General features: G+C 74.0%; 17 protein-coding genes and 1 tRNA gene. 7 read left to right on the forward strand and 11 right to left on the reverse strand.

Annotated features, from left to right (window positions below; genetic code table 11):
• Positions 1–774 precede the first annotated feature (774 nt).
• Positions 775–1854: a glycosyltransferase family 9 protein gene (locus tag BIU97_RS05675; protein ID WP_071255271.1), complete on the reverse strand. Its 1080-nt coding sequence runs from the start codon at positions 1852–1854 to the stop codon at positions 775–777.
• A 133-nt stretch (positions 1855–1987) separates the two neighbouring features.
• Here BIU97_RS05675 and BIU97_RS05680 point away from each other — a divergent pair, with 133 nt between their 5' ends.
• From BIU97_RS05680 to BIU97_RS05690, 3 genes are read left to right on the forward strand one after another with little or no spacing between them, the layout of a single operon-like run.
• Complete coding sequence (locus tag BIU97_RS05680; protein ID WP_071255270.1) at positions 1988–3397, forward strand: aldehyde dehydrogenase family protein; 1410 nt, start codon at positions 1988–1990, stop codon at positions 3395–3397.
• Positions 3394–4887 (forward strand): D-glycero-beta-D-manno-heptose 1-phosphate adenylyltransferase, encoded by a 1494-nt coding sequence (rfaE2, locus tag BIU97_RS05685; protein WP_071255269.1) that lies wholly within the window; start codon positions 3394–3396, stop codon positions 4885–4887. The genes BIU97_RS05680 and rfaE2 overlap by 4 nt, the downstream gene beginning before the upstream one ends.
• Positions 4884–5768, forward strand: a complete 885-nt coding sequence (locus tag BIU97_RS05690) for a glycosyltransferase family 2 protein (RefSeq protein WP_083404611.1) — start codon at positions 4884–4886, stop codon at positions 5766–5768. The genes rfaE2 and BIU97_RS05690 overlap by 4 nt, the downstream gene beginning before the upstream one ends.
• A 48-nt stretch (positions 5769–5816) precedes the next feature.
• Here the strand turns inward: BIU97_RS05690 and BIU97_RS05695 are convergent, their stop codons facing one another.
• The gene (locus tag BIU97_RS05695; protein ID WP_071255263.1) at positions 5817–6347 is read right to left on the reverse strand and encodes a Dps family protein; all 531 of its coding nucleotides are present in this window, start codon (positions 6345–6347) and stop codon (positions 5817–5819) included.
• A 93-nt stretch (positions 6348–6440) separates the two neighbouring features.
• Entirely contained in the window at positions 6441–6863 is a 423-nt protein-coding gene (locus BIU97_RS05700) for an SIP domain-containing protein (protein ID WP_083420827.1), read from the reverse strand.
• Between the two features lie 178 nt (positions 6864–7041).
• Here BIU97_RS05700 and BIU97_RS05705 point away from each other — a divergent pair, with 178 nt between their 5' ends.
• The gene (locus BIU97_RS05705) at positions 7042–7635 is read left to right on the forward strand and encodes a molybdopterin-dependent oxidoreductase (RefSeq protein ID WP_071297226.1); all 594 of its coding nucleotides are present in this window, start codon (positions 7042–7044) and stop codon (positions 7633–7635) included.
• Entirely contained in the window at positions 7632–8405 is a 774-nt protein-coding gene (locus BIU97_RS05710) for an FAD-binding oxidoreductase (protein ID WP_071297227.1), read from the forward strand. Before BIU97_RS05705 ends, BIU97_RS05710 begins: the two co-directional genes overlap by 4 nt.
• Positions 8406–8493: 88 nt before the next feature.
• Here BIU97_RS05710 and BIU97_RS05715 read toward each other — a convergent pair.
• A tRNA-Gly gene (locus BIU97_RS05715) sits at positions 8494–8565 on the reverse strand.
• 111 nt (positions 8566–8676) lie between these two features.
• Between BIU97_RS05715 and BIU97_RS18000 the strand changes: the two genes are divergently transcribed.
• Together BIU97_RS18000 and BIU97_RS05725 are read left to right on the forward strand one after the other, a co-directional pair.
• A complete protein-coding gene (locus tag BIU97_RS18000) occupies positions 8677–8883 on the forward strand; it encodes a hypothetical protein (RefSeq protein WP_071255255.1) in 207 nt (68 codons plus the stop codon).
• 60 nt (positions 8884–8943) lie between these two features.
• Complete coding sequence (locus BIU97_RS05725; protein WP_071297228.1) at positions 8944–9762, forward strand: DNA-formamidopyrimidine glycosylase family protein; 819 nt, start codon at positions 8944–8946, stop codon at positions 9760–9762.
• An 80-nt stretch (positions 9763–9842) separates the two neighbouring features.
• On the opposite strand, the gene BIU97_RS05730 is transcribed toward BIU97_RS05725, so the two are convergent.
• The 7 genes from BIU97_RS05730 to BIU97_RS05760 all read right to left on the reverse strand — a co-directional run bounded on the left by BIU97_RS05730 (position 9843) and on the right by BIU97_RS05760 (position 17096).
• Entirely contained in the window at positions 9843–11102 is a 1260-nt protein-coding gene (locus tag BIU97_RS05730) for an ice-binding family protein (protein WP_175472418.1), read from the reverse strand.
• Between the two features lie 151 nt (positions 11103–11253).
• Positions 11254–12036, reverse strand: a complete 783-nt coding sequence (locus BIU97_RS05735; protein WP_071297384.1) for an ABC transporter ATP-binding protein — start codon at positions 12034–12036, stop codon at positions 11254–11256.
• Between the two features lie 2 nt (positions 12037–12038).
• The gene (locus BIU97_RS05740; protein WP_217640099.1) at positions 12039–12848 is read right to left on the reverse strand and encodes an ATP-binding cassette domain-containing protein; all 810 of its coding nucleotides are present in this window, start codon (positions 12846–12848) and stop codon (positions 12039–12041) included.
• Complete coding sequence (locus BIU97_RS05745) at positions 12845–13750, reverse strand: ABC transporter permease (RefSeq protein ID WP_083420829.1); 906 nt, start codon at positions 13748–13750, stop codon at positions 12845–12847. The genes BIU97_RS05740 and BIU97_RS05745 overlap by 4 nt, the downstream gene beginning before the upstream one ends.
• Positions 13747–14709 (reverse strand): ABC transporter permease, encoded by a 963-nt coding sequence (locus BIU97_RS05750; RefSeq protein ID WP_071297229.1) that lies wholly within the window; start codon positions 14707–14709, stop codon positions 13747–13749. Before BIU97_RS05750 ends, BIU97_RS05745 begins: the two co-directional genes overlap by 4 nt.
• 52 nt (positions 14710–14761) lie before the next feature.
• Positions 14762–16261: an ABC transporter substrate-binding protein gene (locus tag BIU97_RS05755; RefSeq protein WP_254782922.1), complete on the reverse strand. Its 1500-nt coding sequence runs from the start codon at positions 16259–16261 to the stop codon at positions 14762–14764.
• Positions 16262–16316: 55 nt separating this feature from the next.
• Entirely contained in the window at positions 16317–17096 is a 780-nt protein-coding gene (locus BIU97_RS05760; protein ID WP_071297230.1) for a DUF1684 domain-containing protein, read from the reverse strand.
• Positions 17097–17401: the final 305 nt, after the last annotated feature.

Below are 17401 nucleotides of genomic sequence, written 5' to 3' on the forward strand. Positions count from 1 at the left end.
CGCGGGGTCCTGTCGCGTTCGCACTCGTGTTCGGGCGGCCGACCGTGGCCGGCCGCGCCGTCAATGCCGCCGGAGCGACGGATCCCGTGCCGCCGCGCGCGACCACCCCGCCAACGCGACAGATCCGCGCGGAACGTTCGCAGGGATCTGTCGCTTTGGCGACCGCCGGGCGGGAGGCACGGTGCCGGACGGGCGCCGCGCCTCCCGCCCGGCAGGCGGACGCGACCACCCCGGGGAAGCGACAGATCCCGCCCCACCGCGCACGACCGCCCCGGCAAAGCGACAGGCCTGCGTGGAACGTTCGCTTGGAACTGTCGCTTCCCTGACCGCCAGGCGGGAGGCACGGTGCCGGACGGGCGCCGCGCCTCCTGCCCGGCAGGCGGGCCCCACCACCCCGGGGAAGCGACAGATCCGCCCCGCCGCACGGGACCACCCCGGCAAAGCGACAAACTTACGTGGAACGTTCACGTGGAACTGTCGCTTTGGCGACCGCCGGGCGGGAGGGACGGTGCCGGACGGGCGCCGTGCCTCCCGCCCGGCAGGCGGACGCGACCACCCCGGGGAAGCGACAGATCTCGTCGCGCCGCACGGGACCACCCCGGCACAGCGACAGACCTGCGTGGAACATTCGCGTGCAACTGTCGCTTTCGCGACCACCCCGCCGAAGCGACAGTTCCCGACTGCCCGCGCGAGACCGCCCCACCGAAGCGACAGATCCGCGCGGAACGTTCGCAGCAATCTGTCGCTTTCGCGGGCAAGCCCCCGCCCCCGCCCTCAGAGCGTGCGCAACAGGTCAGCGACGTCCTCGATGACGGCCTCGGGTCGGACCTCGTCGACGTAGGACGGGTCGTGCTCGCAGCGCTCCGCGGTCCAGCCGACCTGGGTGACGTCGATGCCGCAGACCGGGCAGCGCGTGACGTAGGACATGTGCACGCGGTGGCGGCCTCGGTCGATCGGGCCGGCGTTCACGACGTTGCCGAACCAGAAGACGCCGACGGTGGGTGTCCCGACCGCGACGGCGAGGTGGCGCGGGCCGGAGTCGTCGCCGACCATGACGTCGGCGGCGGCGAGGACGGCGGGCAGCTCGCGCAGGGGCAACGACCCGGTCAGGTCGTGGACGCGGTCCTCGCCGACGGCGCGGCGGATGGCCTCGGCGGCCGGGACGTCGCTGGCGTCGCCCACGAGCACGACGTCGTCGCCGGCCTCGAGGCGGGCGCGCACGACCGCGGCGAAGTGGTCCGGGCTCCAGCGGCGGCGCGGGTCGGTCGCGCCGGGGTGGACGGCGACCAGCCGGCCGGCGACGCCGAGCCGGGTGCGCACGGCGGCGCGTTCGGCCTCGGTGACGTGCACGCGCGGGTCGAGGGTGACCGGCTCGGCGCCGGCGAGCGAGGCGACCTCGAGCCCCCGCACCACCTCGTGCTGGTAGTAGACGTAGCGGACCCAGCGCTCCAGGACCTCGGCGTCCTCGGTGGCGGTGCCGACGGTGTGCCGGGCGCCGAGCCGCAGCAGGAACGGGTTCGAGTTCCGCCCGCCGCCGTGGAGCTGCACGGCCAGGTCGAAGCGTCCGTGCAGCCGCGCGGTGAAGTCCTCGAGGGACGGGGCGTCGTCGCCGGCGTCCCGGACGCCGGGCGAGACCGGGAGCTCCTCGAAGGCGTGCACGGCGTCGGTCCGGCCCTCGAGCACGGCGGGCGCGACCGGGGTGCTCAGCAGGGTGATCCGGGCGGCCGGGTACGCCGCGGCCAGGGCCTCGAGCGCCGGGACGGCGAACATGAGGTCCCCCAGTCCTCCGCCGCGGAGCACCGCGATCTCCTCGACACCCTCGAACCGTTTTCCGCCCACACCGATCTGTTGCACGCTTCCCGTCTACCGGTCGGGACCCGGTCGAACGCCCAGTCCGGTGCCCGGATGGTCGAGAAGCGCGATGCCGAGACCACACCCAGCGACTTCCGGGCACCGTGAGAGGCCCGCCCGTCCCCGGAAGGACCCCATGACGATCGCACCCCCCGCCGCCGCAGCCGAGCTCGTGGTGATCGACCCGGTCGACGGCTCCGTCGCCTCGAACCACCCCCGCTCGTCCGACGAGGACGTCCGGAACGCGGTCGCCCGCGCCCGGGCGGCTGCACCCGCGTGGGCCCGCACCGCACCGGCGGAACGCGGTGCCCTGCTGCGTGCGGCGGCCGAGCACGTCCGCGCGCACGCGCAGGAGCTTGCCGACCTGAACACCCGCGAGACCGGCAAGGTCCCCGGGGACGCGCTCGGCGGCGTCGAGGCCGGCGTCGGCACGCTCGTGCAGTACGCCGAGCTCGGGCCGGTGCACCGCGGCGAGGCGCTCCGCGGCGGCTTCGGTGCCGCCGACTGGGCGGTCCCGCACCCCCGCGGCGTCGTCCTCGCGCTCACCCCGTGGAACGACCCGGTGGCCGTGGCGTGCGGCATCCTCGGTGCAGCGATCGTCACCGGCAACACCGTCGTGCACAAGGGCAGCGAGCGCTCCCCCGCGACCATCGCCCGGCTGAACGCCCTGCTCGCCGAGGTTCTGCCCGACGGCGTGCTCGTCGGTGTCGATGGCGACGGTGCGACCGGTGAGCTGCTCCTCGAGCAGGACGGCATCGACGTGTACGCGCACGTCGGTTCCACCGCGACCGGCGACCGGCTCAGCGAGGTCGCACTGCGCACCCGCGCCCACGTCGTGCGCGAGAACGGCGGCAACGACGCGGTCGTCGTCGACGCCGACGTCGACCCGGCCTGGGCCGCGGCTCAGGTCGCGCTCGGTGCCTTCGCGAACACCGGCCAGATCTGCACGAGCGTCGAGCGCGTGTACGTGCACCGTGACGTCGCCGAGCCGTTCGTGGCGGCGCTCGTCGCCGAGGCCGACCGTCGCACCGCTGCTCCGGCCGTGACCTACGGGCCGCTCGTCGACGACCGGCTCCGGCAGACCGTGCAGTCACACGTCGACGACGCCCGGCAGCAGGGCGCGACCGTCCTGACCGGCGGTGTCACGCCCGGCGGCCCCGGCACCTTCTACCCGGCCACCGTGCTGACCGACTGCACCGACGACATGCTCGTGATGACCGAGGAGACCTTCGGTCCGATCGCCCCCGTCCGTGTCGTCGACGACTTCGACGAGGGCCTGCGCCTCGCCGCGACCGACCGCTACGGCCTGGCGGCGACCGTGCTCACCAACGACACCGGGCACGCCCTCCGCGCGGCGGCGGAGCTGCCCGTCGGCACCGTCAAGGTGAACGCCGTCTTCGGCGGGGCCCCCGGAGGCAGCGCGCAGCCGCGCGGGGCCTCGGGCGCCGGGTTCGGCTACGGCCCGCACCTGCTCGACGAGATGACCACGATGACCGTCGTGCACCTGGAACCGGCCCAGCCGCGCACCGCCGGCGGTGCCGCGTGAGCACCGACGTGCGGCTCGTCCGCGACTTCGTGGCGACCGTCGACGACCGCGAGCCGCTCGTCGTCGTGATCGGCGACTGCATCCTCGACCGGTGGACCGTCGGCGAAGCGGAGCGCGTCTCGCGCGAGGCCCCTGCCCCCGTCGTGCGGGTCACCGAGACCATCGCGGTGCCGGGCGGCGCGGCGAACACCGCCGTCAACGCCCGCGCGCTCGGCGCCCGCGTCCGCATGGTCGGGCTCGTCGGCGACGACGAGGCCGGCGACGTGCTGCGCGAGCGGCTCGAGACCGCCGGTGTCGACACGGCGTTCCTCGTCGTCATCCCCGGTGCCCGCACCACGACCAAGTCGCGCGTGGTCGGCGGCGACCGCGTCGTCGTCCGCGTCGACGACCTCGCCCGCACCCCCACCGACGACCACCAGGCGCAGCTCGCCGACGCCGTCGCCCGAGCCGTGCGTTCGGCGGACGCCGCGGTGGTCTGCGACTACGGCCTCGGCGTCCGCGCCGAGGACATCGTCCCCGTGCTCGACCGCGACCGGCCGGACGCCGTCGTCGTGGACGCCCACGACCTCACCCGCTGGGCGGGGCTGCACCCCGACCTGGTGACGCCGAACGCCGGCGAGGCCGCGTCGCTCCTCGGCCGCGACCTCGGCACCGGCACCGACCGGGTCGCCGCCGTCCTCGACGCCCGCGACGACGTGTTCGCCCGGACCGGCGCCCGCAACGCCGTCGTGACGCTGGACCGGGACGGCACCGTGCTGCTCGAGCCGGGCAGCGACCGCGGCTTCCGCACCCGGGCCGTCCCCGCCTCCGAGCAGCAGGCGTCCGGCGCCGGCGACACGTTCTGCGCCACCGCGACGGTGGCCCTGGCCGTCCACGCACCGGTCCGCGACGCGGTCGCGGTCGCGCAGGCCGCCGCCGACGTCGTCGTGCGCGAGGCCGGCACCTCGGTGTGCAGCGCCGCAGCCCTGCTCGAGTCCGTCACGGCACCCGCCGCCACGGTCGTCGACCACGACGAGCTCGCCATCGCCGTCGAGGCCGCCCGAGCCGCCGGCCGCCGGGTCGTCTTCACGAACGGCTGCTTCGACGTCGTGCACCGCGGGCACACCACGTACCTGCGGCAGGCCCGTGACCTCGGCGACCTGCTCGTCGTCGCGCTCAACGATGACGACTCGGTGCGCCGTCTGAAGGGTCCGGAGCGGCCGATCAACACGGCCGAGGACCGCGCCGGCGTGCTCGCCGCGCTCGCGTGCGTCGACCTGGTGACGGTGTTCCCGACGGACACGCCGATCCCCCTCATCGAGCGCCTGCGTCCGGACGTCTACGTCAAGGGCGGCGACTACTCGCCGGAGATGCTCAGCGAGACCGAGGTCGTGCGCGGGTACGGCGGCGAGGTCGTGATGGTCGACTACGTCGCCGAGCACTCCACGACCGCCGTGGTGCGCCGCATCCGCGAGGCCGCGGCCCGACCCGAACCGGACCCGGCACCGTGACCGCCCGCTGGTCCGGGTCGTGGGCGACGGAGCCCGATCCAGCGGACACCACCAGGGTGGACGTCGACGTGCTCGTGCCGACCGTCGACCGGCCGGCCGAGCTCGCCACGACGCTCGCCGGCCTCGCGGCCCAGACGGACGTCGCGTTCCGCGTCGTGGTGAGCGACCAGTCGGCGGGTGGCGAGGCCGTCACCGCGCCGGCGGTCGCCGCCATGCTGCGCGTCCTGGAGGCCCAGGGACGGCCCGTCACGCTCCTCACCCACCCGGAACGCCGCGGCCTGGCAGAGCACCGGCAGTTCCTGCTCGACCACGCCACCGCACCGGCGGTGCTGTTCCTCGACGACGACGTCTGGCTCGAGCCGGGCTCCGTCGGGCGGATGCTCGACGCCCTGCGCACGCTGGACTGTGGCTTCGTCGGGAGCGCCGTGCAGGGCCTGTCCTACCTGCACGACCGTCGGCCGCAGGAGACGGCGGTGTTCGAACGCTGGGAGGGCCCGGTCGTCCCCGAGGTGGTGCGCCGCGGCACACCGGGCTTCGACCGGTGGTCGCTGCACAACGCCGCGAACCCGACGCACCTCGCCGCGGACCTCGACGTGCCGCCGGGCGGTTGGGTGCCGTACCGCGTCGCCTGGGTCGGTGCCTGCGTGCTCTACGACCGGCAGGCCCTCGACGACGTCGGCGGGTTCCGGTTCTGGGACGTGTTGCCGCCGGACCACGCCGGCGAGGACGTCGTGGCCCAGTGGCGCGTCATGGAGCGGTTCGGCGGGGTCGGCATCCTGCCCTCGGGTGCCGTGCACCTGGAGGCCCCGACCACCGTGGTCGACCGCCGGGTCGACGCGCCGGACGTGGTCTTCGACGAGTGGGCGGACGCCGCACGGTAGCACCCACCACGTGCGGCCCGTGAGCGGCCCCGCCCGGAGCGGGCGGGCTCAGGCGGCGAGGTGCGCCTGCAGGAACCAACGGTCCTTCGTCAGCCCGCGCTCGATCTCGATCGCGACGTCCTGGCTGTTGAGGTCGACCTCGTCAAGACCCTCGACGGCCCGGCGGACCTGCAGCAGGGCCGCGTCGATCTCGGCGATGACCTCGGTGATGGTGACGTCCGAGTGCTGGAACCCCTCGGACAGCGGCGGCACGGTGGTGCGCGCGGCGACGGTGGTCAGGCGCGCGTCGACCGGCAGGCCGAGCGCGACGATCCGCTCGGCGGCGGTGTCGGCGTACTCCTGCGCGTGCTCGACGACCTGGTCGAGGAGTTCGTGCACCCCGACGAAGTTGCGGCCGCGCACGTGCCAGTGCGCCTGCTTGCCGTTCACCACGATCGCCTCGAGGTCGATGACGACCGGGGCGAGGAACTGGGCCACGCCGGCCGCGAGCTCCGGGGTCGTCGAGAACGGCGACGGGGTCGACGACGCGGCGGTCGACGTGCGGACGTCCGTGCTGGTGCTGCTGCTGTGCGTGCTCATGGGGACCACCATGCGCCCTGTCCGGACGCAGCACAAGCAAGCGCAGGCTCCCCTTCCGAAGCCCAGGCTGGCCTTCGGAAGGGCAGGCTCACCTCACCCGCCGTACTCGACCTCGACCTGCTGGCCGGCGTCGGCGAGCTCGATCTGGAGCACCGACCGGGCCCGTTCGACCCACGGGCTGTCGGCCAGCCCGACCCACACGGCGGTGCGCGGTTCGCAGCCGGGGACGCACCACTCGGCGGCCCAGCCGGCCAGTGCCCCGGCCAGGAGCTCGCCGTGGTCGGCGAGGACGAGTGACGGCAGGAGCGAGCCGCGGGTGGACCGCACCAGCCAGCTGACGGTCAGCCGGGGCGGCGCGGGCAGGATGCAGATCTGTTCGTCGAGGGCGACCTCGACGAAGACCTGGCCGTAGGCGTTCTCGGGCAGGTCCTCGAGGCGGCGACGGATCTCCGGCAGGTCCTCGGCGCCACCGGCGACGAGCACGCGATCGGTGGGCTGTCGCCGGGTCCGGGCCATGCTGCCACGGTAAGGCAAGCCTCACCTGCCCACAAGGGCGGCGGGCGGCGCTCCGGGCGCGCATCGGTCCGGAGACCGCGTCGTGCGCACCCGAGGCGCCCGCGTGGAGCATGATCGACTGGGATGGAGCGACCGGCTCCGCCGCAGACGAGACGCGACCGCGGACGACAGGAGCACGATGGCCACGTTCACCAGGGGCTTCGGCGGACGCCGCCGTGACCGCGACGACACCCGGCTGCCGCCCGGGCAGACACTCGTCGCCGACTGGCCGGTGATGTCGGCCGGAGCGACGCCGACGGTCACCCCGGAGACGTGGAGCTTCTCGATCCGGACCGAGTCCGGCCTGCACGAGTGGTCCTGGGACGAAGTCCGGGCGCTCGGCGTCGAGGACGTCACCGTCGACGTGCACTGCGTCACGCACTGGACGAAGCTCGACATGCCGTGGCGCGGCGTCCCGCTCGACAAGCTGTTCGCGCAGGTCGACACCGCGCTGGGCCACTGCATGGTGCACAGCTTCGGTGGCTACACCACGAACGTGCCCCTCGACGAGCTGCTCGGCGGGCGGTCCTGGATCGCCTTCGAGGCCGACGGTGCACCGCTCACCCCGGAGCACGGCGGGCCCGCCCGGCTGCTCGTGCCGCACCTGTACTTCTGGAAGAGCGCGAAGTGGGTGCGCGGCATCGTCATGCACGGCGAGGACGAGCCCGGCTTCTGGGAGCAGAACGGCTACAACATGCACGGCGACCCGTGGAAGGAAGAGCGCTACTGGTGACGGACCCCACCCCCACGCTCGCACCCGCGTCGCGTCGCCGCCCGGCCTGGTACCCGGCGACCATCGCCGCGGTCGCGCCCGAGACCCCGAACGCCCGCCGGATCGTCCTCGACGTCCCCGGCTGGCCGGGCAGCGCGCCCGGACAGCACGTGGACGTGCGGCTGACGGCCGAGGACGGCTACCAGGCGTCACGCTCCTACTCGCTCGCGTCCTCCGGCGGAGCCGGGACGGTCGTGCTCGCGGTCGACCGTGTCGAGGACGGCGAGGTCTCCCCCTTCCTGGTCGACGCGGCCGAGGTCGGCGACGCCGTCGAGGTGCAGGGCCCGCTCGGTGGCTGGTTCGTGTGGCGTCCCGGCGAGTCGACGCGCCCCGTGCAGCTCATCGCCGGCGGCTCGGGCATCGTGCCGCTCGCCGCGATCGCCACGGCGCACGCCGACGCGGCCGACTTCACGCCCTTCCGGCTGCTCGTGTCGGTGCGCACCCCGGAGGACCTGTTCTTCCGCGACGAGCTCGAGCGCGCCGCCGCGGTGCCGACGGCACCGCTCGACGTCACGGTCGTGCACTCCCGACGCGCACCGGACGGTGCGGTGGCACCGGCCGGCCGGCTCACGCGTGACCGCCTCGCCGAGGCCGTGTTCCCGCCCGAGACCGGGGCGCTGGTGTACGTGTGCGGCTCGACGCCCTTCGTCGAGCAGGTGCTGCAGTGGCTCGACGAGCTCGGCCACGACACCGCCGACGTGCGTGCCGAGCGGTTCGGCGGCGCCGGCTGACCGAGCCCCGGCGGGCGTGGTGCCCGCTGGCGCGGCGACGGAACGACGAAGGCCCCGGTCTGGTGACCGGGGCCTTCGTGCTGTTCCGAGCGGATGACGAGATTCGAACTCGCGACCCTCACCTTGGCAAGGTGATGCGCTACCACTGCGCCACATCCGCGTACGTGGACACTCTACCCGGTCGGGGTACCGGTCGTGGGATCCGGGCGGAAACCGGGCGTGTCCCCGCTGCTCCCGGCGTTCCACAGGCGTCGCGGAGTTCGATCGTCCCATGAGCTACGTCCACGACAACCCCGGCGGCACCGAGGCGCACGGCGTCGACCTCCTCGACGGCGACGAACCCGCGGTGCGCATCCTGGTGCACGGCGACCTGCCGACGACCATCGAGCACGAGGGCCGTACGTGGTTGGCCACCGGGCAGGGGCACGACGCCGGCGAGGACGGCACGCCGCCGATCGCCATCTACCGCCCGGTCTGACCGGACACCCCGGCCGCGCGGCCGCCGCTCGGTGTCGGTCGTCCGTCGTAGCGTGCTGCCGTGCCCGAGGGTGACTCCGTGTTCCGGTTGGCCGCGCGCCTGCGTGCCGTCGACGGCGCCCTGGTCGTGCGCGGGGAGCTCCGTGGTGGCGGCGCCGCGGGCCGCTCGCTCGCCGGCCGTCGGGTCCTGGAGCACGCCACGCACGGCAAGCACCTGCTCACCCGCTTCGACGACGGCACCACCCTGCACACCCACATGCGGATGCAGGGCTCGTGGACGACGACGCGGCCGGGTCGACGGCCCCCGGTCGAGGTCGTCCGTCGGGCACGGGTGCGACTCGGCCTCGAGGACGGCCGCACCGTCTGGGGCGTCGACCTGCCGGTGGTCGACCTCGTGGACACCGTGGACGAGCACAGCGTCGTCGGACACCTCGGACCCGACCTGCTCCACGACGACTTCGACGCCGCCGAGGCCGTACGCCGGCTGCTCGCCGACCCCGACGCGACGGTCCGGGCGGCCCTGCTCGACCAGCGGAACGTCGCGGGGCTCGGCAACCTCTGGGTGAACGAGCTCGGCTTCGTGCGCGGGCTGCACCCCGACCGACCGATCGGCACGGTCGACGTGCCTGCCCTGCTCGCGTCCGCGCGACGGATGCTCGTCCGCTCCGCGACCGTCCCGGACGCCTACCAGGTCACGACGGGTTCGCTCCGGCGCGGCGAGCGGCACTGGGTCGTCGGCCGCGCGGGTCGACCGTGCCTGCGCTGCGGCACGGCCGTCGTGGGTCGCGATGCGGTCGAGGTCGTCGGCTCCGCCCCGCGGCGCACCTGGTGGTGTCCGCGCTGCCAACCCCGCGGTGCGCTGGGCGTGCCGGAGCACTGACCAGCGACGCCGAGGTCACGGACCAGCGGCGCCCGACCTCCGTCGGGCGCCGCTGGTCGCCTGCCCAGGTCTCCCCTGCGTCAGCGGGTCTGGCCGCGGCGACGACGGGTGCGGGCCGTCAGCACCACCGCACCGGTGAGCACGAGGGCCGCGGCGGCGAGGCTGCCCGGCAGCACGCTCCCGGAACCGGTGTAGGCGAGCTCACCGGTCCCACCGCCCACGACGGGCACCGTGGTCGCCGACGGGCCGCCGGCCGGAGTGGTCGCTCCCGGAGTGGTGGACGACGTCGCGCTCGGGGCGGCGCTCGGCACGGCGCTCGCGGTCGCGGCCGGTCGGATCGTGATCACGTAGGTCGCGGTGTCGGCCGGTGCCGTGCCGTTGTCCGCGGTCACCGTCACCGTCGTGGTGCCGGCGGTGGTCGGGGTGCCCGACACGACGCCCGTGGTGCTGTCGATCGTCAGGCCGTCCGGCAGGCCGGTCGCGGTGTAGGTCGGCGCGGGGCTGCCGGTCGCGGTGACGGGGAACGAGTACTCCGTCCCGACGGTGCCGGACGAGGGCGTGCCGGACGTGATCTCCGGAGCGGTGGTCTCCGTGGTCGTGCCGTCGGCGGGGCAGCCGGTCGGGGCGGTGATGGTGTTCGTGTCGAGGGTCACGGCACCGGCGCGGGCCAGCAGCCGCCCGGCGACGGTGGCGCCGGTCGTCGCGGTGATCGACTGCCGGGCGAGGACGGTGCCCTGGAACTGCGCCGCCGACCCGATGGTCGCCGAACTGCCGACCTGCCAGAAGACGTTGCACGATGACGCGCCGCCGGTGATGGTGATGCGGCTCGCGTCGCCGATCGTCAGGGTCGAACCGGCCTGGAACACCCAGACCGAGTCGGCGTCGCCGGCCAGGGTGAGCGCGCCGCCGCCGGCGAGCTGGAGGAAGTCCCCGCGGTACACGCCGGGTGCCAGCGACCGGCCGTTCAGCTCGGTGAGGCCCGTCGTGGTCGGGGTGAGCGACGCCGCGGTGTCGTAGGCCGTCGTCGTGGCGTCCTGCGCGCGGTCGGCGACGGCGTCCCCGCGGTGGATCGTTCCGCTGACGGTGCCGCCGGGCGCTCCGTCGAAGCCGGTGATCGCGGTGCCGGGCGAGACCCCGACGTCGCCGGTGACGACGGTCGGGCCGGTGTTCGTCACCGTGCTCGCACCGAGCACGCTGTAGGGCGCTGCGGTGCCCAGGCCGACGGGCCCGTCGATGACGGTCGCCGCCGAGGCGGAGGTCGCGCCGGTACCGGCGACGCCGAGGGCGGCCAGTCCGATCGTCGTCGCGAGGAGCACCAGGGTGCGTGGGCGTCTGGTCATCGGTGATGCCTGCCTGTCGGAGAGGCGAGGGGTCGTCGACGACGAGCGCGCAGTCTCGGTCTGCTGAGTATGCGCGCAGCAACGACGATCACCTAGGGTTCCCCAGGACCGGCCCGTCGGTTGCGTCCGGCCGCCCTGGGCCGGTGGTCGATCAGCGCGGCAGCCGCGGCACCGCATCGAGCAGCGCGCTCGTGTAGGCGGACTCCGGCGCGCCGAGCACGCGCGAGGTCGCGCCCTGCTCGACGACGCGGCCGCGCCGGAGCACGACCGTCTCGGCGCACAGCCGGGCGACCACGGCGAGGTCGTGCGACACGAGCACGATGGTCATCCCGTGCTCGGCCGCCAGACGTTCGAAGAGCTCGAGCACGGCGACCCGGGTCGTCAGGTCGAGCGCGCTCACCGGCTCGTCGGCGACGAGCACCCGTGGCCCCGCGACGACGGCGCGGGCGATGGCGATGCGCTGGCGCTGCCCGCCGGAGAACTCGTGCGGGTACCGGCGACCGGCGTCGCCGTCGAGCCCGACGTCGCGGAGCGCGGCCTCGACGCGGTCGGATGCCTCGGACCCGGTCGCGACGCCGAGGGAGCGGAGCGGCTCCCCCACGATGCGGTCCACGCGCTGGCGCGGGTCGAGCGACGAGTACGGGTCCTGGAACACCGGCTGCACCGCCGCGCGGAACCGCCGCACCGCGGAACGGTCCCGCAGGTCCAGGGGTGCGCCGTCGAACGTGACGGTGCCGGAGTCCGGTGCCTGCAGGCCGAGCAGCATCCGCAGCACGGTGGTCTTGCCGGCACCGGACTCCCCCACGATGCCGACGTGCTGTCCGGCGCGGACGGCGAAGGAGACGTCGTCGAGCGCGAGCGCGGCGTTCCGCCCCGGGTAGGCGAACGACGCGTGGTCGACGGCGAGCAGCGGCGGCGTGGTGGTGGTGGGCACGGTCACGAAGGGTTCCCCCGTCCGGCGTCGAGGGCGTCCTGCAGGGCGCGTGCACTCGCGACGAGTCGGCGGGTGTACGGCTCGGCGGGCGAGGCGATGACCCGGCGCACGTCGCCCTGTTCCACCGCGCGGCCGTGCTCGAGCACGAGGACGCGGTCGACGGTGCGGGCGACGACGGCCAGGTCGTGGCTGATGAAGAGCAGTCCCATGCCGCGGTCGGCGACGGCGCGGTCGAGCAGGTCGAGGACCTGGGCCTGCACGGTCACGTCGAGCGCGGTCGTCGGCTCGTCGGCGATGAGCACCCGCGGACGGCACGCCAGGGCCATCGCGACCGCCACGCGCTGCCGCTGCCCGCCGGAGAGCTCCCACGGGAACGCGGCGGCGACCCGCTCCGGGTCCGGCAGGGCGACGTCGTCGATCGCGTCGCGCACGGCCTGGCGGAGCGCGGCACCGCGCAGGCCGCGGTGGCGCCGCAGCGGCTCGGCGATCTGGTCACCGGCACGCATGAGCGGGTCGAGTGCCGTCATCGGCTCCTGGAACACCGGGGCGACGGCCGCGCCGCGGATGCCGCGGAGCGTCCGTTCCGGGGCCCCGAGCACCTCGACGCCGCCGACGCGCACCGATCCCTCGGCACGGAGTCCGGGCGGCAGCAGGCCCATCACCGCGAGGGCGGTGAGGGACTTGCCGCTGCCGGACTCGCCGACGATGCCGAGGCGGGCGCCGTCGTCGACGGCGAAGGTGACGTCGTCGACCAGCGTCGCGCCGTCGGTGGTGGTGATGCGCAGGTCGGTGACCTCGATGGCGGGGTTCACACGGGCCTCCCGTCCGTCTCGCCGGTCGCGGTGGTCGCGCTGGCCGCTGTATCGGTCTGGAGGCGCGGGTCGGCCGGGCGCGCCGCCCGCCGCCGGCGACGGGTCGGGTCCGCGACGTCGCGCAGGCCGTCGGCGAGCAGGTTCGCCCCGATGACGAGGGCGACGAGCGCGAGGCCGGGGGCGAGGACACCGGCGGGCGCCTCGAAGGCGGTCTGCTGGGCGTCCTGCAGCATGCGGCCCCACGACGCGTTCGGCGGCGGGGCGCCGAGCCCGAGGTAGGACAGGCTCGCCTCGGCGAGCACCGCGAGCCCGAACTGCAGCGCCAGGTTGACCGCGAGGGTCGGCCAGACGTTCGGCAGCACGTGCTCGACGACGATCCGCGGCCACGAGGTGCCGGAGGTGCGCGATGCGGTGACGAAGTCCTGCCGCAGCACCCGGCGCACCAGGATGCGGACGAGCCGGGCGACGACCGCCGCCATCACCAGTCCGATCGCGACGATCGCTGTGCCGAGCGAGGCGCCGCGGGCGGCGACGAGCAGCATCGCGACGAGCAGCGTCGGGAACGCGATGACGATGTCGAGCACGGCCGAGAGCGTGTCGTCGAGCCAGGGGCGGGCGAAGGCCGCGACGAGCCCGACGGCGGTGCCGAGGACCCCGCCGACGAGGACGGCGCCGACCCCCGTCGCGAGCGCGATGCGCGCGCCGACGAGCAGCTGGGTCGCGAGGTCGCGGCCGAGGGTGTCGGTTCCGAGCCAGTGCGCCGCCCCTGGTGGGGTGAGCCGACCGCCCGTCGTGTCGTACAGCGAGTACGGCGTCCAGACGAGCGAGACGAGCGCGGCGACGAGCACGACGCCGACGAGCACGGTCCCGACCGTCAGGGACACCGACCGGCGGGCGCTCATCGGTTCCCCGAGACGGTCGCGCGCAGGCGCGGGTCGACGAGGCGCTGCACCACGTCGGCGACGAAGCCGATGACGAGCACGGCGACCGTCGAGACGAGCAGGACGCCCTGGATGCTCGGGTAGTCGTGCTGTTCGATGCCGGTGATGAGCATGCTGCCGAGTCCGGGCAGCGCGAAGACGCTCTCGACGACGACGGCGCCGAGGAACGTCGAGGCGAGCTCGATGCCGAGCACCGCGATGACCGGCACCACCGCCGACCGGACGCCGTGCCGCAGGAACGCCGAGGCGGTGGAGGCGCCGAGCGCCCTGGCCGTCCGGATGTGGTCGGCCCCGAGCACGTCGAGCACGGCGCTCCGCACGTACCGGGCGATCGACGCGGTCATCACGACGGCGACGGTCACGATCGGCAGTGCGAGCGCCTCGAGCGCGTCACCCGGGTAGGTCCAGTCGTCGCGGGGGAAGCCGCTCGACGGCAGCAGGCCCCAGCGCAGCGACACGACCTGCACGAGCAGGATGCCGATCCAGAACACCGGCACGGCGATGCCGAGCTGGGTCACCCCGGACAGCAGCACGCCGTACCACCGGTCGGCGCGGGCCGCGGCGACGAACCCGACCAGGCACGCGGCGACGACGGCCACCACGAACGCGATGAGCGTCAGCGGGACGGTCACGACGAGGCGCTGTGCCAGGTCGGGCAGGACCGGCAGGCCGCTCGTGAACGACGTGCCGAGGTCGAGGTGCAGCACCTGGCCGACCCACTGCACGAACTGCTGCGTCAACGGCAGGTCCGAGCCGACCTGGCGCCGCGCCGCCTCGATCTGGTCGGGGGTGGCGTTCGCCGCGAGCAGCGCGTTCGCCGGGTCCCCCGGCAGGATCCGCAGCAGCGCGAACACCACGACCAGGGCGACCACGAGCGAGAGCACGAGGATGCCGAGGCGGCGGAGGACGTAGGCGGTCATGCGGTGGTGCGGGTCCTTGCTGGGGGGTGCGGGGTGCGGCGGTCCGCGCGGGTCAGGAGACGGTGATGCCGGAGACGGGGAACTGCGAGTTCAGCCCGTTCTTCCAGTATCCCGTGACGTCCTTGTCCGACACGACGATCTGCGGGTACAGGTACAGCCACGCGCTCGCGGCGTCCTGCACGATCTGCTCGTTCGCCTGGGCGAGCAGCTCGGTCTGCCGGTCCTCGGAGGTCGCCTGCTCGGCGGCCGCGATGTCGCGCTGCACCTTCTCGTTGTCGTACCCGAAGTAGAAGTCCGGGTTGCCGTAGAACACGACGTCGCGGTCGTTGACGTGCTCCTGCAGCGTCGCCTCGAAGTCGTGCTGCTGGTACACCTTCGTGTACCACTCGTCGGCGCTGATCGTGTTGATCTCCATCGTCACGCCGACCTTCCGCAGCGCGCTCTGCAGGTACTGGGCGACGGCCGGGTGCGGGTCGTACGACGGGGTGTCGAGGGTGAACGTGAAGCCGTCGGCGTGGCCGGCGTCGGCGAGCAGCTCCTTCGCCTTCGCGGGGTCGTAGGCGTTGACGCTCGTCAGGTCCTCGTACCAGGGGTCGGTCGGCGGCACCATCGAGCCGTTCACCGTGCCGTAGTCGCCCCAGATCGCCTTGAGCAGGGCCTTCCGGTCGATCGCTGCGGAGATCGCGCGGCGGAGCGTGACGTCGGCGAAGGGCCCCTTCGCGTCGTTGAACGCCAGGAGTTCCTTCGTGGTCGAGTCGCCCTCGCTGACGGTGTACTTGGATTCATCGGCGGTGAACCGGGACAGCGCGTCCGGCGACTGGATGCTCGTGATGACGTCGACCCGGCCGCTCGCCAGCGCGTTCGACAGCGTGGAGGCGCTGGTGAAGTAGTCGAACTCGACGCCGCCGTTCTCCGGCTTCTTCCCCCAGTACCCGTCGTAGGGCTCGAGGGTGAGCGAGGAGCCGCGCTTCCAGGTGCCGAGGGTGTACGGCCCGGTGCCGTCCTCCTCGGTCTTCAGCTTGGTCTCGTCGGCGGGGACGATCCAGACGTAGGACAGGTTGTAGACGAACGAGATCGACCGCTCGGACAGGTGCACCACCACGGTGTCGTCGTCCGGCGTCTCGATCGACCGCACCACGGCCAGGCTCGACTTGCGCGAGGACTGCGAGTCCTCGGCGGTGACCCGCTCGATCGAGCGCTTGACGTCGGCGCTGGTGAGCTCCGCGCCACTGTGGAACGTGACGCCCGAGCGGAGCGTGAACGTGTACGTGAGGCCGTCGGACGACGTGTCGTACGACTTCGCGAGCAGCGGGGTGACCTTGCCGTCGTCACCGAGGCGGAACAGCCCCTCGTAGACGTTGTCCTGGAAGGCCTCGTTGACGCCCTGGCCGCCGCCGTCGACGTTCGACAGGTTGGTCGGCTCGTAGAGCGAACCGATCGCGACGGTGGCGTCGGCACCGCGCGACGAGCCGCCGTTCGGGGACGAGCAGCCGGCGAGGGCGAGGCTGAGGGCGACGCCGGTGGCGGCGAGCGCGAGGATGCGGGTCTTCACGGGGCTCCTGGTGGTGGTGCTGCGGGTGTGCTGGGTGGTGGGGTCGGCGGCCGGGTCAGTCGCGGTGCGCGACGTACCGCTCGCCGGCGTGCACGGGGACCTGCAGGCGGTTCTGTGCCGGGGGCAGCGGGCAGTTGTACTGGTCGCTGTAGCCGCACGGCGGGACGAAGGCGTGGTTGAAGTCGAGGACGACGTCCGACTCCTGGCCCGTCGACGACCCCTCCGGGCGCTCGACGAACAGGAACCGGCCGGTGCCGTAGGTGCGGTCGGCGTCGTCGTGGCTGCGGTTGGTCGGGTCGCCGAAGACGAGCAGCAGCGTGCCGTCGTCGTCGAAGGCGCTGAGGGTGTACTCCTGCCCGTCGATCGTCGCCGTGATGTCTCCGGGCACGACGAGGTCGCGGGTGGCGCCGGCGGCGTCGCGCAGGTGCTCGTACGGGATCGTCCGACCGGGCTCGGCCGGCGCGAAGTGCGCGGTGATCCGCCACGACGGGTCGTACGGGAACACCGGGGTGTCGACGTAGGAGCGGATCGCCGGGGACTGCGCGTCCCAGAGGCGGTACCCGTGCTCCGGGTTACCGGTGTCGAGGTCGCGGCGGTGCACGGCCGTCGCGACGACCGTGTCGGGCTGCCCGTCGAGCACCGCCTGCAGGTCCGGCTCGGCGCCGCCCGGCAGCCACTCGGTCCGGACGAGGGCGAGGTCGCCCTGCGGGCCGGTCACGCGCTGCCCGCGGGCCTCGCGCCAGGCGTCCCACGATGCGGGGGCGTCGGTGCTGTTCGAGGCGGTGGAGCTGGGCGCGGTGGAGCTGGGCGCGGTGGTGCTGGGATCGGACGTCACGGGGATCGACAATCGCAGAGTGCGACTCGGTATTCCCGACCCGCCGTCACACGGCGCAACAGTCGGGCGCGTCGGGGGTGCCGGCGGGCCCGGCCGGCGGGTTCGTCGGGCACTTCGTGAGCAGACGATGTCGGGTCCGGGCGGGCCACCCGACATCTTCTGCTCACGAAGAGGGGCGTGTGCGTCCGGCGGGGCGTGTGGGCTGGGGCGGCGCGTTCGTGGCGCACTTCGTGAGCAGAAGACGTCGGGTCCGGGCGGACGACCCGACCTCTTCTGCTCACTCGATGGCACGCGCGTTCGTCGTC

It is taken from the genome of Curtobacterium sp. MCBA15_009 (assembly GCF_001864895.1).
GTDB lineage: Bacteria > Actinomycetota > Actinomycetes > Actinomycetales > Microbacteriaceae > Curtobacterium.

Coding starts and splice junctions, on each gene's coding strand:
- BIU97_RS05695 (WP_071255263.1), bottom strand. CDS start 6,347: ATGAGCACGCACAGCAGCAGCACCAGCACGGACGTCCGCACGTCGACC.
- BIU97_RS05680 (WP_071255270.1), top strand. CDS start 1,988: ATGACGATCGCACCCCCCGCCGCCGCAGCCGAGCTCGTGGTGATCGAC.
- BIU97_RS05700 (WP_083420827.1), bottom strand. CDS start 6,863: ATGGCCCGGACCCGGCGACAGCCCACCGATCGCGTGCTCGTCGCCGGT.
- BIU97_RS05750 (WP_071297229.1), bottom strand. CDS start 14,709: ATGACCGCCTACGTCCTCCGCCGCCTCGGCATCCTCGTGCTCTCGCTC.
- BIU97_RS18000 (WP_071255255.1), top strand. CDS start 8,677: ATGAGCTACGTCCACGACAACCCCGGCGGCACCGAGGCGCACGGCGTC.
- BIU97_RS05730 (WP_175472418.1), bottom strand. CDS start 11,102: ATGACCAGACGCCCACGCACCCTGGTGCTCCTCGCGACGACGATCGGA.
- BIU97_RS05705 (WP_071297226.1), top strand. CDS start 7,042: ATGGCCACGTTCACCAGGGGCTTCGGCGGACGCCGCCGTGACCGCGAC.
- BIU97_RS05745 (WP_083420829.1), bottom strand. CDS start 13,750: ATGAGCGCCCGCCGGTCGGTGTCCCTGACGGTCGGGACCGTGCTCGTC.